We start from the raw sequence: 15,036 nt of genomic DNA, 5'->3' as shown, positions 1-15,036 counted from the left end.
AAATAAGACTTTGGCAACAAAGCACAAGTCTGTGAAGCCCGAAGCCCATTTGTCTTTAGCAAATGGGTAGTTCACTTACTTGTTACCCTTTCCAAGGGTATGATCTAGGATTTTATAGACATCTTGCCGGTTGATTGGCTTAATGATATAGCCATCAAGAAATTCGTAGTCGTATAGTTTATTCGTATCTAGTGATAGGGACGAAGAACTAAAAATATATATAGTTGTTTTATAGATGAAATCAAATTGATTGACGGCCAAGTTTTCAACTAAATCCCAACCATTCATTATAGGCATATTTATATCTAATAATAGTAAATCGGGAAATAATGATGGCCGATCTTTAATAGAATTGAAATGTTCCCACGCCTCAAGCCCATTTTCAAAGGTTTCGATTTCAATAGTACATGAAGGATATGATTTAATAAAATTTGAATATAAAAACCGATGTAGAATGTTATCCTCAACAAGTGTTACTCGAATTGATTTCATGATAAATACACTTTTTTATGTGAGTTACTCGGAAAAAGCTGAATTTTAACTCTAACAGAATTAACCGTGTATGATATACAATTCTATAGCAGAAAAGGCTAATACTTAGTGATTTAATTTGCTGTCATAACTTAGATTTCATACGCTCTATTCGAGGGAATTTCCTTATCCTAAATATACAAAAAATAATTTCAAACATTTTTCATTATATGGAATATTTTTTTCTTAAAATACTGTTTGCTATGCAGTATATTCAATTTTAAAACCTTTTAGCTGCGTTTTGAGTTCTGTTGCTTATGACCCATCTCCAGCTGCTTGAGTGTGTCAAGCGGTAAGCTTTACGGTTTTTTTCATCATTTCGAACACTTCAGAACCGCTACAATTTACCCAGATGAAAAAATTAATTCGGTAATATACACTATGACTTTTTAATAATTAGGGTATGCTATCTTCTACATCCCCTGGAGCTATCATGTAAATGGAGGCAGCTTTTCTATTTACTGATTCATTTTATAATCTACCAAAATTTTAATTGTCCCGCGGTAAAAGTTAACATAAGGATAATCATGAAAATGACGCAAAGAATATTAAGTTTTATATCTTTGATTTGAAATTAGTATAGAACTAACTGGATATCAAGTTTAATTATGCATTCTCTGTCAAAGGATATAATTCATGCTGTAAAGCAGGGAGATAGAAAAGCTTTTGAGATTTTTTACAACACCTATTCTTCATTTGTTTATCAGGTGGCCTATAAAATTTTAAGAGATCCTTATCTTGCAGAAGAAGTCGTGCAGGAAACCTTTGTCAACTTGTGGGTAAACAAAGAGTATATTGACCAGAGTAAAGAAATCACCTCACTTATTTTTGTTATCGCTAAAAGAATTTGCTTAAATAACCTACGAAAACTCAAGTATGCAAATACCTATTTAACACAGGTGTCTGTTCAACATATAAATGATGTGCAGGAGAAAATTGAGTATTCAGAATTTGAAAAATCAATGATTTCAAAAGTAGCATTATTGCCAAAGCAGCAAAGGATAGCATTTGAATTAAGTAGATTTGAAGGTTTTACACACCAGCAAATAGCAGATAAAATGGGTGTTTCTCCCCATACTGTTAAAAACCATATAGCGCAAGCATTAGCCTATTTGAGGAAATCCTTCAGGGCCACTAAATATGAAATCCCCCTTTTAATTATTTTTTTTCTTTTCAACTAGTACTACACCCTTAGTTATGTGTACTGTATAAAAAGACGGTACATTGGACGAGCAAAGACTTAAAATATTATATAAGAAACATTGTAATAACGCATTAACGGCGGAAGAATTTGAGGAATTTCATCAGGCTCTAGAAGATATTGATGCCCAGTCACTTCTTAGTCTCTATGCCGATAGTGGTCAGGACAAAGCAGCTGACTCTTTTGCTAAAGAAGATGTCTTTAATCGTATTTCAAGCAAAATAGATGATTTAGAAAAGCAGAAAGAATTTTCTATTAAAAAGTCGAATAAGGTGTTGTACTATAGAGTTGCAGCTGCTGTGGCTGTGTTCTTTATTTTCTCTTATTTCATTCTGAATCATATAGCTCATGATTCCAGTATAGAATCCAATAAGTCCGCTCTTGAAAGCTTATCCAACGATAATACTAAAACCCTAGCTAGTAACAGTAGTAATATTCAATTTGCTGATGGGAGAACTTTAGACCTAGATTTATTGCCTGATGATAGTATTTCCCATAGAGGTATATCTATTGTTCGTGTTGCAGAGAACGAGCTGACTATACATAATGAAACAGGCTCGGCAGACTTCGATCTAAATAGCTTTCATATGTTTGCCGCCAAAAAAGGATCTACACTGAAGTTGACCCTGCCTGATAAATCCACAGTGCAACTTAACTCTGGATCTAGTATAAATATTTCTTCCAGTTATGGTATTAAGGATCGTAACGTATTGCTTAAAGGAGAGGGCTTCTTTGAAGTAGCGCATAATAAACAGACACCCTTCATAGTCGAGGTGAAAGATGCACAAATCAATGTCTTAGGAACAGTATTCAATTTATCTGCGTATGATCAAGATAAGGAAGTCCAGGCAACATTAATAAGTGGATCCATTGCGGTAAATACAAGCATTGATCAAACAGTTATTAAGCCAGGTCAAAAGGCAACAGTAGGTGCCCGGTCTGCAATCCGGGTCGATAGTAATGTTGATCTAAATCAGATACTAGCATGGCGTGAGGGAGTATTTAGGTTTCAAGATCAGTCGATTGAATCCATCTTGAATGAACTCTCCAAGTGGTATTATATAGAAGATGTCCAAGTGGCAACTAACCTTAAAGATAAATTCACGGGAAGCATAAAAAGAACAAAGCAACTTAAAGATGTTTTAACAGCAATACAGGAGGTCTCTGATTTGCATTTTGAATTACAAGAGGGGAGGGTGAAGGTGATGAAGTAGGGATAGATTACCTAAAATTTTTTAAAGGGCAGTACGGCAATACTACCCCTTAAGAATATAATACTTGGCCAATTAAATTGTGTGTAACTTATAAAACCAAATATAACCAAATGTATAAAAATATTACTGCAATTGTGCGGACCCACCCACAGTTGTTTAAATGTGTACTTATGATGAAATTCATTTCATTTTTCGTATTCGGATTATTTATACAAACTCAAGCTAATGTGTTTGCTCAAAAAATAAATATTTCGGTATCAAAAGCAGAACTCTCAGATGTACTTAATATTGTTCAAAAACAAACGGATTTGGACTTCCTATTTAATAGCTCTGAGTTAAAAAATGTCGGAAAAATTGATCTGCATATGAAAAATGCTGATCTACAAGCTGTATTGGACCATTGCTTAAGCCCACGTGGTCTTGTATATAGTGTTCAAAATAAGACCGTGCTGATAAGAAAAGCACCGGAGATCACGGCGAACTCTTCTATAAATCAAGGGCAACAAATGTTGCTTCAAGGAAAAGTTGTGGGCGATGATGGCAGCCCCCTAGTAGGAGCTTCTGTAAGAATTGTAAACAGTAATGCCGCAACAGCGACAACAGAAGATGGATCTTTCTCCCTTAATGTCATCCAAAGAGAAGGTCAGGTGATAATCACTGCCATGGGATACGAGGATAAAACCATTGCCTATCTCGCTGGCCAGGCTGTTAATGTTACCCTAAAGGCTAAATCAAGTGATTTAGAGGAAGTGGTAATCGTTGGGTATGGTGTCCAAAAGAAGGCTAATTTGACGGGTGCAGTTTCACAAGTCAACGCCTCAGACATAGCACTTAGACCTGATGCTAATATAGCAACGGCTCTGCAAGGGTTAATGCCAGGACTAAATATTCAGATTAATAATGGAGACCCATCGGAGACGCCAGATATTAATGTTCGTGGATTTAATTCCATTAATGGTGGAGGTCCACTTGTATTAATTGACGGAATTGAAGGTAATATAACACGTGTTAATCCAAATGATATAGAGTCGGTGACCGTATTAAAAGATGCCGCTTCAGCAGCGATATATGGAGCGCGTGGAGCTTTCGGGGTAATACTTATTACAACAAAAACCGGAAAGTCAGGTGTAACATCCATTAACTATTCTAATAATTTTGCTTGGACATCTCCAGCTGCAAGGACTGATTTTATTACCGATCCGTATGTGTACGCAAAAACTGTAGATGCAGCCCTTTATGGATATAATGGTACTAGCTATAGTCAGTATAATGCTATGGACTGGGAAACAATTAGAATGGTGGCCGATGGACAAATTTCACCATTTCATGAATTGCAAGCTGATGGAACAAATAAATTCTTCTATAAGACCAATTGGTGGGATGAATTATTCCGTAAGAACCAATTGTCAAATTTTCACAATGTCTCGGTATCAGGGGGATCGGAGAAATTAACTGCTTATTTCTCAGGAAGGGTTTATGACAGACAAAGTATTAATAATATTAATAAAGATGCAGGCATAGAACGTCAGAACTTTAAATCGAATATTGTATTCCGTCCTAACGACTGGCTAGAATTGTCTGCCAACACGCAGTTTATAAACGAGCGTGATAAAGATTATGGCGGTTTTTCAAACGGATTCGGCGGTTTATGGAGTACCACAACGTGGTACAATTTAATGGCCTTCTACCCCGTGAGTGTTGATGGCATTCCTGCAGATATTGGTACTGGTACGGGTGGACAAGGTGGTAATGCAGGATTATTTGCTGGGAACTCTTGGCGTGTATTTACTACAGAAGAATTTACCAATACTTTTCGTGCAGTAGCTAAGCCTGTTAAAGGATTAGTGTTAAATTTTGATTATAGTAATCGTATTGATAACACGGGAAGAACATTACGGTTAAATCAATTTGAATATTTAAAAGGTAACAGATTAAACTATACCGTAGAGGGGCTTAACCGATTAACAGAGTATCGCTGGAAAGATAAATATAATGCATTAAATGCTTTTGCTACCTATAACTTAACATTAGATTCAAAACATAATTTTAAATTGTTGGCAGGTTTTAACCAAGAACAATTTAACAGAGACCGCGTAGAGGTAACTGCCGATGATTTGCTATTAGAAGACCTCTCCAATCTTGCTTTAGCTACTACCATGAATAATATTTCGAGCTCGGCAATGGATTGGGCTGTGAGAGGATTTTTTGGGCGCTTCAATTATGATTATGATAATAAGTACCTCCTTGAAATGAATGGACGCTATGACGGTTCTTCACGTTTTCCTCAAGATAGCCGTTGGGGATTCTTCCCCTCCGTATCTGTAGGTTGGCAAGTGGATAGGGAGAATTTTTGGCAAAACCTAAAGCCTTATGTTTCCTCGTTTAAACTTAGAACATCATATGGTAAATTGGGTAACCAAACTGTAGATGTAAATACGTTCAAAGAGCTGATGAACGTAACGCGATCTAATAATTGGTTAAATCAAGGAAACCCATTAACAATAGCACAGATGCCTGGACCACTGCCTAGTGTAGTGACTTGGGAAACGACTAGAAGCTTGAACTTTGGAGCTGATATTGGTTTGCTAAATAATAAATTATTCTTGAATTTGGATGTATACCGTAAGAATGTAGAGGGGATGTATCTTCCTGGAGAGCCATTGCCTGCAGTATTTGGTGCTAGTGAGCCTAAGGAGAATTACGCAGGTCTGCGCAATGAAGGCTATGAGCTGAATATTTCCTACCAGAATAGTTTTGATGTGCTAAGCTCCCCATTGAAATTCCGCGTATCGGCAAATGTTTCCAATTTCAAAGGTATCATCACTAAATACAATAACCCTAACGGATTGTTAAGTTCTTACTATGAAGGCCAGAGACTAGGTGAAATTTGGGGCTATCGTGTGGCTGGACAATTCCAGTCTGATGAAGAAGCGGCAGCATATCAAAGTACATTTACTAACCCAGCCACTTCACTGGCTCGAGTATATGGTGACATTTTTAACGTAGTGCAAAATAGTGAATGGAATTACCTGCGTGGTGGGGATGTAAAATATTTAGATTTAAATGGTGATGGAAAAATTGATAATGGCGAGAATACGCTAGATAATCATGGAGATTTAGAGCGCATTGGTAATGCTACACCAAGGTTTCCATTTGGACTTAATTTAAGTGCAAGCTGGAAAAGTTTAGACTTCTCTGTGGCCTTATCAGGAGTTGCTAGACAAGATTGGTACCCTACTGGTGAGCTGTACTGGGGAACTTATCAAAGACCTTACTTATCCTTCTTGAGGAAAGATTTGGTGGATAATGCTTGGACTCCTGATAATAAAACAAATACCTATCCGCAGATATATAGAGGATATTCTTCACTGCAAAGTAATAGATCTTTGTATCAAATCAATGATTACTACCTAACTAATGTGGGTTTTATTCGCGCGAAAAATCTTACTGTAGGTTATTCTTTACCACAAGAAATGACACGCAAGGTCAAAATAGAAAAGCTAAGGCTATTTTTTAGTGGGGAAAATATTTTCACATGGACTTTTGGAGGATTAACCAAATATATTGATCCTGAACAAGCAGGTTCTGCTATTAACCTCTCTTCACCAGCTACGGCAGATGATAGAGGAGATCAGCGTGTTTATCCTATGGGTAAGACTTATTCTTTTGGTTTAATATTGGATTTATAAAACAGGTGTAAAATGAAGATTTCGATTCTATATATAAACATAATTATTCTAGCAGTATTGTCGTTTTTGAGTTCATGTAACGATGATTTTTTAGATAGATCCTCTAAAGATAAAGTGGAGGCACCTTTTTTCTTTAATACGGCTAAGGATCTTGAAGTTGCATCAAATGCATTATATGCAATGTTGCCTGATTTTAACATATATACAGAGGATGCTGGTTCAGATAACCTGATGCCACTAAATCCCAGTACAAAAATTCGTGGCAGTAGAATAGTTCCCGTGGGTAGCGGATCAGGGGGCTGGTCGTGGGGTAACTTAAGGATGATTAATTATTTTTTAAGTAATTACCACAAAGCCGATGATCAGGCCGCAAAAGCAAAATTTAGTGGTATAGCACGCTTTTTTAGGGCCTACTTTTACTATGATAAAGTGAAAACTTTTGGAGATGTTCCCTGGTATAGTACTGTTCTGGACGCTAAGGATCCAGCCCTTTATAAAGGTCGTGATTCTCGCATAGTAGTAATGGATTCGGTGATGGCAGATCTAGATTATGCAATTGAAAATATTCCGGCTGAAAAACAAGTAAACTTAGTGACACGCTACACAGCGATGTTATTGAAGGCGCGAATTGCATTATTTGAAGGGACTTATAGAAAGTATCACGGCATAGCTGGACATCAAGAGTATCTTACTCTAGCCCAGCAGGCAGCACAACAATTAATAAATTCTGGTGCCTATACCCTGTTTACTGAAGGAGGAAGTGAGGCTGCATATCGAAATCTTTTTGGAAGAAACAGTCAAAATGATATAGAAACTATTTTGGCCATTGATTACGAAACAGGAAAGCGCGTACATTCATTGGGAAGTTCTTTTACTTCCGCTACCCAAGGATCATACGGTATAACTAAAGACTTTGTAAATAGTTTCTTAATGAGTGATGGATCGCGTTTTACCGATAGGTCAGGATATCAAACCTATAGCTTCTTTCAAGAGATGCAAAATAGAGATCCACGTTTAACGCAGATTACCGCAGGTCCTGATTTTAAGGTAACAGGAAAAACTACAAGAGAACCCGTGAATTTATCTATTACAACAACTGGATATAGACTGATAAAAGCTCTTCCGGATAATTCACAGTGGGCAACTTCTGGATCTTTCTTTGACATTATATTATTTAGATATGCAGAGGCTTTATTGGTTTATGCAGAAGCAAAAGCCGAATTGGGCACCATCACTCAAGCGGATCTCGATCTATCAATCAATAAATTGAGAGCACGCGCAGGGATGCCGAATTTGAATTTAGTAAATGCCAACGCAAATCCTGATCCCTATTTGGAAAATATGTACACAAATGTTGATCAGGGTCCCAATAAAGGAGTGATTTTGGAAATTCGTCGTGAACGCCGCGCTGAGCTATTCAATGAAGGATTTCGTTGGGACGATTTGATGCGCTGGAAAGCAGGCAAAAAGATTGAACAGCCTATGGTGGGTATTTATTTCTCAGGTGTTGGAAGTCATGATTTTAACGGAGACGGTAATGCTGATGTATTCTTACATACGGGATCTACAGCAGGTGCGCCTTCCTCTGTAACTTCTTTAGTAAATATTTTACAACGAACATTACGAAATCCACTCACGGGAGCGCAAAATTCAAATTCGGGAAATATCGATCCATTCCCAACTGGAGGGAAATTTGATGAAGAAAAAGACTATTTAGCACCAATACCTTCTGAGGATTTATTACTTAATAAGAATTTAGTGCAAAATCCAAATTGGTAATATGAGAACTTTCAAGCTTTTTCTAGTTTTTATTACATTATTTACGATGTCTTTATCACTGCTTTTTGCAGGGGTAAGACCCTCCTCAATGCCAATTGGATATTCCGTAAATATACAGTCAATTACCAAAGAGAAAATGCTTTATGCTAAGTCTTTAGGAATCCGTTACATTGAACTATCTAATATAGGATCTTTGCTTAACAAGGACCTAAGTTTAAAGTATGATCAAGATTATTGGAAAGTAAAAATAGACAGTTTAAAAACGATACTAGATGCTACAGGTGTCAAAGTATGGTCTATTCATATGCCTTTCTCACAAAAGATTGATTTATCGCAAATAACAGAATCTCAGAGAACCGCAGTGGTACAGACACATATTGAGTTAATTAAGGTGCTCTCTGCTTTGCAGCCGCAAATTATTCTTTTTCATCCTTCCTATTATTTAGGAAACAATGAACGAGAATTAAGGATCTCACAGTTGGTGAAATCGGTAATTGAATTGAACACAGAAACCCGCCGTCATAATATGCAAATGGTGGTTGAAAACATGCTAGGACCGCAGCTAACAGTAGGTGAAAGAGAAAGACCCTTAATGCGCACTATTGCTGAATGTGAAACAGTGTTCTCCCTTTTTCCTGATGATGTAGGACTTGCCGTAGATATGTGCCATATTATGAACTCCGAATTATTAATTGAAAGATTTGGATCCCGTGTCAAGACTTTACATGTGTCCGACGGAGATGGACTTTCCGAGGCCCATTATCTTCCATGTAATAAATTGGGTAAAAATAATTGGAACCTAATATTTGCCGCACTGGAGAAGATTAATTATACCGGTGTATTTATGTATGAATGTAAATATACTGACGAAAAGGAACTTAAAGATTGTTATGATTTTTTAGAAGCTGATTATAACAAGTATAAACTTAACAACAAACGTATTTAATTATGAAGAATATTAATTGTTTAATCTTAATAATTGCCTTTGTTTCACTCTTCATAGCTTGTAAAAAAGAAAGTAATACTTTTGAAAGCAAGCTTATGATAGGAAATGCCTATTTGGAGGTAAGTAATAAATCACAACGTTACACTTTTGATGTCCTATCAAATCAGAATATTGAGGTTAGTACTGATGCCTCGTGGATTACGCTGGATAGTGCTAATTTTGAAAAAGGAAAAAATAAAGTTGGATTTACAGCCTTGACTAACGAGGATGATGAGCGCTCGGGAATAATACTGGTGAAAATGGGTGCTGAAAATGAGCGTGAGGTATTAGTTGTTCAGGAAACCGGGAAAGCTCCCGTATTTTATGTAAAGCCTGATGGAACTGGTGATGGTAAATCTTGGGCTAATGCAACAGATTTGAATACAGCTTTGGAAAAATCTACCACTAATAGTATCATCTATTTATCAGAGGGTGTATATAAACCAAGTAGGACAATTAGAAATGGTGATGCAACAAACGAAGCTGATAAAACATTCGAAATTTCTAAAAATTTAACCCTAATCGGTGGCTTTGAAGCTAATGCTACTTCTGCCTCTAAATCGAATCCTTTTATTTATAAAACAATTCTTGATGGACAGCTCTCAGCTTCTGTTAATTGTTATCACACGGTAACCATTACAGCAGCATTTGATGCCGAGTCAAAAGTTTCTATCAGCGGAATTATTATAAAAGGAGGTAATGCGACCAATAGAGGAAGTAACGTAACAATCGCTGATGTACGATATAACCGTGGCTGGGGCGGCGGAATGCTAATTGCAAACGCTAAAGTTGAATTAAATGATGTAGAAGTTGTTGATAATAAAACATCAAACTCTGGTGGTACAGTAGGTTATGGAGCTGGAATTTATGCCTTTAATAATGCGGATATTACATTTAGAAATGTGAAAATTAACGATAATAAAGGTGGAAATAATGGTGGAGGGATGTGGTTAGCTGATGGCAAGTTAACCGCCTATAACTCACAGTTTAACAATAATTCCGCATCAGGCACGGCAGCAGGACTCCATGGGTACCCTAATGCCACTATCACATTATATAACTGTGAAATAAAAAACAATTCTAATACATCATATGGCGCAGGCTTGTATGTTCGTGAGAATTCTAAGGCTTATGTCATCAATTCTCTTATTTCGGGAAATAAGTCAACATCTGCCAATGGTGGAGGAGGAGTGATGCTATATGGGGGCACTACAGTTTATTTAATTAGTTCCACGATAGTGAATAATACATCCGTTGGACCTGGAGGTGGAGTTTATAGACGTAATCTGGTGAATAATTTAGAAATTTACAATTCTCTGGTGGCTAGCAATATACAAGCCTCTACGTCTAAAGATGTAGATAATTTTGTTGAGGCAACAGCTACTAATCCAACTATTAGAAATTCTGTTATTATGACTTCTGTTTATTCCGACCAAGGTACTATAGAGGCTGGATCTTCTTTTGTTCCTAGTGCTATGCTCAATAGTGATTTTATGCCTATTGGACAAAACAATCCAGCCTTACTTAAGGGGGTAGATAAAGATGGTTTATCTGCTTACGCTAGTACGTTCAATCCAATATTTTCTGATCATATTACTAAAGATATGTTTGGTGCTGAAAGACAATTAAAGATAATGGGATATAAAGTTAAGTAAGGATGAACAAGTTATTATTTATCTTTCTTTTGATATTGTTTTCTCTGCATGTAAGTATGGCTTCCAGCCCTAAGACTATAATGTTAGTTCTAGGTTCGGACAATCCAGAAATTCTGGCTACTCGAATACAAATAGCTAATCGGTTGTATAAAGTGCAAAATATAGATAAAATAATTGTATCTGGTGGTTGCGGTGCGCATAAGTCTTCGATCTGTGAGGCAAGTGTTATGTACAATGGATTAGTTCAATTAGGCATTGAGCCCTCAAAGATATATAAAGAGGAAAATGCAAAAACAACTGTTCAGAATTATGTGTTTAGTCGTGTGCTGAAGGATGAATATGGATCGAACATAATTCAAAAAGGAGATACCGTATTGGTTGTTTCAAATCACTGGCATGCCGTATCTGTTGCTGCACGCTTGAGAAAACATGATGCAGTACATGCGAAGTTTTTTATTGAAGGAGACCTAACCCCTAAAGAAAATGATAAACTTGATTATGTGTATATCTTCAATGGAGAAATAGATAATGAAAAATTTATTAAAAATGCCCTCTGGTTGACACCTCAAGTATCATGGGAAAATAATGATAACACCTACTATCTCATGGATTCTACTGTATACGAGGTGAATGGTGGAAAAGTCATAAATATTATTCAACGAAACCATGTCTTTAATGACCCTAAAATTTCCGATCAAACGGGTTCTTGGTCATTCATTGATAATGGCAATACATGGTATATAAAAACTTTAAATAAGATTCATGTTGTTAATAAAAGGAATATGAAAGTTAAAGAGATCCTTTTATGGGATAATTTTATAGATAATATTCCTAATGACTGGAGAATTAATGGTTTTAATGCTGGGATAATATTAAATGATAAATTAGTGCTTTTTTCAAACAATGCTGTTCTAATCGCGGAGAAAAAAAATAATAAATTCGTGTTTAAAAGGCAAGCGGAGGCCAAGCAGCTCATACCAAATTGGCCATTTTCTTGGGGAAAATCTAATGTCGCAGGTGTTAATTATCAGAATAATAGTCAGGAAATAAATCTTTATAGAAACAGAGAGTATTTAAAACTTGATAAGCAGTTGAATATCATTCAAGAACCATTGAAATTAAATGTTAAATGGGTTAACAACCCCTAATTATTTACTATGAAAAACAGAATTTTATATAGTATTCTATTTTTATTCCTTTTTGTAAATTGTTCAAAAAAAGAGGAAGGAACACAACTCCCATACGATTACACTAACGTCGAGAAATTAGACGTTAAAGCAATCTTAGCCAGCACCAAGTGGGACGTAAAAACCGTAGCCGAGGGTATAGAGTGGAAAAGTTTTCATTTTAATAATTTGTTCGAAACAAAACAGTTTGTTACTATTTTAGAAATAGACTTGTCAAAAGGTGCAAAAATAGAATTACCATTTGTCGCTTCAGGTTTTCTGAAGACAAGCGAAGCGGCAACCCAGCATAACGCATTAGTTGCCTTTAATGGTAGCTATTTTAATACTACATCGGGCGGATCAACAGTATTCTTAAAAAGTGATGGCAAAGTTATCAAAGAAACAAATACTGGCTTTAACAGCTACAGAGAAAATGGTGCTTTAACACTAAATACCTCTGGATCACCAAGCATAGTGATGAAGCCCTCAGCAGGATGGTCATCAATCACTGAGCCTACAGCGCTGGCAGGAGGTCCACTTTTAATATTTGGCGGTAAAGAATTAACTCAATTGGAAGTAGACTTTAATACCGCTAGACATCCTAGAACCGCCGTGGGACTGACATCCAATAATAAATTATTAGTCGTCGTCGTTGATGGACGCGCTTCTTCATCAAGAGGCATGTCTATTGCGGAGCTTTCAAGCTTCATGTCCGCATTAGATTGTGTTTCAGCGCTTAATTATGACGGTGGTGGATCCTCTACAGCTTGGGTTAAAAATTATGGTGTTGTAAATCACCCATCTGATAATGGTAAATTCGATAATGAAGGTGAACGCGGAGTAGCTACAGTATTCGTTATTAAGAAATAATTATTTTTTATTTACATTGTTCATTTACTTTTTAGCTGTAAGTGAACAATGTATTTTTGTCAGCAAAATTTAATTCTTGGAAACAGTATTAAGTGAATTATATATAAGTTGCTTACTCTGTCATTTTTTATCTTTAAGTTTGTGAAAAATGCAGTAAAGGTTGATAATCATTTAGATCAGCGGCTCTTACCGCATTTATATATTCTTTTCTAATCTGCTCTTTTGAAAGAGTGACTTGATTTCGCCCCCAAGTAAATGGTGGTAATTTAAAAATTTTTTCCATAATGATATCCGCCATCAAGCGACTATGTCTACCATTCCCGTTTGGAAAACAATGAATTGATACTAACTTATGTTTAAAACGAATGGCAATTTCATGAGGTGAATACGTTTGATTCTTTATCCAATATAGGGTATCATCTAATAAGTTTCTTAGGTTATGAGTTATCATATACTGTTTTACCCCAATATTTTTCTCTGTATTTCTATAGGTACCCGCCCATTTCCAAACATTCTTATACATTCTATTCTTATACATTCTTTTGTGTAAATCCAAAACAAACTTTTCTGAAATTAATTTCCCGTAAGCAAATTTCAATCCCATAGCCCAAAACATAGCTTCTTCAATATTTTGTTGTTCTAGTTGATCGAGTTCTGCTTTTGTTGAAATGGAATGTATTTTTAACTCATCTAATTCTTCAGGATCTAAAGGTGTTTGACCATATTCGTATTGCAGATTTAATCCCATAATATTTTTGGATTACTTTCAATAATCTCTTTTTTACGTTCTTCTATAGCGTCCTTTAATCGAGCTTGAGCATTTTCTTGATCTTCTAGAGCCATCGTTTGCGTCGTGCGCATCACAATTTCTTTAGCTAATATTGCAGCTTTACGTTCTATCAATTGTTCTAGACTTCCATCTTTCGGTAACAACACATAAACAAATTTCATATCCAATGCATGAGCCGTTTCTTTCAAAGAATTAATAGTGATATTCCCTTCTATTTCTCTCTTTTCTAAACTTTGTATACTTTGCTTTGTAACACCTAATTTATTACCCAATTGTTCTAAGCTCATACCGAGCGTTGTACGTATGGCTTTCAACCATCCGCCAACGGGTGGGGGAGAGTTGCGGAGCACAGAAAATGCCTTAAACTTTTCGTCCAATTGCTTTCTTTGTAAATTATTTTTCATAATTCATCAATATTTACTTTGATAAAAGTAAATATACAAGTTTACTTTTTTTAAAAAAAATCAATATATATGTTTACATAAACAAAATAAAGTAAATCTGTAAATTGACTAATAAAATTATAAGTCAATATTTAAATTGACTATTTCTTTATCTTTATTTCTTACTTGTCTATGTTGCTACCTTATCGCCTTTTATTTCTCCAACAAAACAGATGCAGGCTCATAATCATTCTACTGGTTTCAAAATACACTGGCGAAGGCCTTCTACTGGGATTAGGCAATCTTTAATTTGGTGCTCAACTGGATGCAAACCGATAAACGGAATTCTATTTCTTTTACAATTTGGGTTTGTTCTTCGAGAGAACACAACGGATATGGTAATCCTTTTATAATTTCTAAAGCTCTGGTCAAAGGGCCGGGCTTGTATAGAAAAAAGTAGAGGAGTTTATTTACTGCGTCTTTATCCATGATCGTTATTACCAAAAATATCAATAAAAGAAAGAAGATTTTTTACAGACAAAAAGTGGCGGTAAAGTTTTTGGTTATCGGGTGCAAGTTATGGTTGGATATACTGGAACATACTGACCCCTCAAAATTGAATTAGTTTTAGGGAGGCATATTGTGTTTAAAGCCCATATTCAACTGCCATACTGGCTCATGTTGACTTCCTAAATACATTTAATAGTTCATTGCGCTGGAGCATGCTGACCCCTTTGCGAGTAGTTTTTGTTACTTAGTGATCAAATAATTGG

The 15,036-nt window shown here is 35.9% G+C and carries 11 protein-coding genes; 8 read left to right on the top strand and 3 right to left on the bottom strand.

The window, feature by feature from the left end; translation table 11 throughout:
• Positions 1-75: 75 nt before the first annotated feature.
• A complete protein-coding gene (locus tag GOQ16_RS16650) occupies positions 76-492 on the bottom strand; it encodes a response regulator (protein WP_160070327.1) in 417 nt (138 codons plus the stop codon).
• Between the two features lie 647 nt (positions 493-1,139).
• Between GOQ16_RS16650 and GOQ16_RS16645 the strand changes: the two genes are divergently transcribed.
• The 8 genes from GOQ16_RS16645 (at position 1,140) to GOQ16_RS16610 (ending at position 13,090) form a co-directional block, all read left to right on the top strand.
• Positions 1,140-1,712: an RNA polymerase sigma factor gene (locus tag GOQ16_RS16645; RefSeq protein WP_160070326.1), complete on the top strand. Its 573-nt coding sequence runs from the start codon at positions 1,140-1,142 to the stop codon at positions 1,710-1,712.
• 43 nt (positions 1,713-1,755) lie between these two features.
• On the top strand, positions 1,756-2,946 hold the full coding sequence (locus GOQ16_RS16640; RefSeq protein ID WP_160070325.1) for a FecR family protein: 1,191 nt from the start codon (positions 1,756-1,758) through the stop codon (positions 2,944-2,946).
• A gap of 170 nt (positions 2,947-3,116) precedes the next feature.
• Positions 3,117-6,635, top strand: coding sequence for a TonB-dependent receptor (locus tag GOQ16_RS16635; RefSeq protein ID WP_240141077.1), 3,519 nt, complete (start codon positions 3,117-3,119; stop codon positions 6,633-6,635).
• A gap of 12 nt (positions 6,636-6,647) precedes the next feature.
• Complete coding sequence (locus GOQ16_RS16630; RefSeq protein ID WP_160070324.1) at positions 6,648-8,414, top strand: RagB/SusD family nutrient uptake outer membrane protein; 1,767 nt, start codon at positions 6,648-6,650, stop codon at positions 8,412-8,414.
• Position 8,415: 1 nt separating this feature from the next.
• Positions 8,416-9,360, top strand: a complete 945-nt coding sequence (locus tag GOQ16_RS16625; RefSeq protein WP_160070323.1) for a sugar phosphate isomerase/epimerase family protein — start codon at positions 8,416-8,418, stop codon at positions 9,358-9,360.
• 95 nt (positions 9,361-9,455) lie between these two features.
• Positions 9,456-11,054 (top strand): BACON domain-containing protein, encoded by a 1,599-nt coding sequence (locus tag GOQ16_RS16620; protein ID WP_160070322.1) that lies wholly within the window; start codon positions 9,456-9,458, stop codon positions 11,052-11,054.
• An 80-nt stretch (positions 11,055-11,134) separates the two neighbouring features.
• The gene (locus GOQ16_RS16615) at positions 11,135-12,202 is read left to right on the top strand and encodes a YdcF family protein (RefSeq protein ID WP_160070321.1); all 1,068 of its coding nucleotides are present in this window, start codon (positions 11,135-11,137) and stop codon (positions 12,200-12,202) included.
• A gap of 9 nt (positions 12,203-12,211) precedes the next feature.
• Positions 12,212-13,090 (top strand): phosphodiester glycosidase family protein, encoded by an 879-nt coding sequence (locus GOQ16_RS16610; RefSeq protein WP_149914161.1) that lies wholly within the window; start codon positions 12,212-12,214, stop codon positions 13,088-13,090.
• A gap of 133 nt (positions 13,091-13,223) precedes the next feature.
• Here the strand turns inward: GOQ16_RS16610 and GOQ16_RS16605 are convergent, their stop codons facing one another.
• Entirely contained in the window at positions 13,224-13,838 is a 615-nt protein-coding gene (locus GOQ16_RS16605; protein WP_160070320.1) for a mobile mystery protein B, read from the bottom strand.
• Positions 13,829-14,284 carry a mobile mystery protein A gene (locus GOQ16_RS16600; RefSeq protein WP_160070319.1) on the bottom strand — a complete coding sequence of 152 codons (456 nt, stop codon included), beginning with the start codon at positions 14,282-14,284 and terminating at the stop codon, positions 13,829-13,831. The genes GOQ16_RS16605 and GOQ16_RS16600 overlap by 10 nt, the downstream gene beginning before the upstream one ends.
• Positions 14,285-15,036 lie beyond the last annotated feature (752 nt).

This window comes from Sphingobacterium bovisgrunnientis, assembly GCF_009829085.1.
GTDB classification, from domain to species: domain Bacteria; phylum Bacteroidota; class Bacteroidia; order Sphingobacteriales; family Sphingobacteriaceae; genus Sphingobacterium; species Sphingobacterium bovisgrunnientis.
The sequence above is the reverse complement of the archived record's forward strand: the minus strand, read 5'-3'. Positions and strand labels throughout refer to the sequence as shown.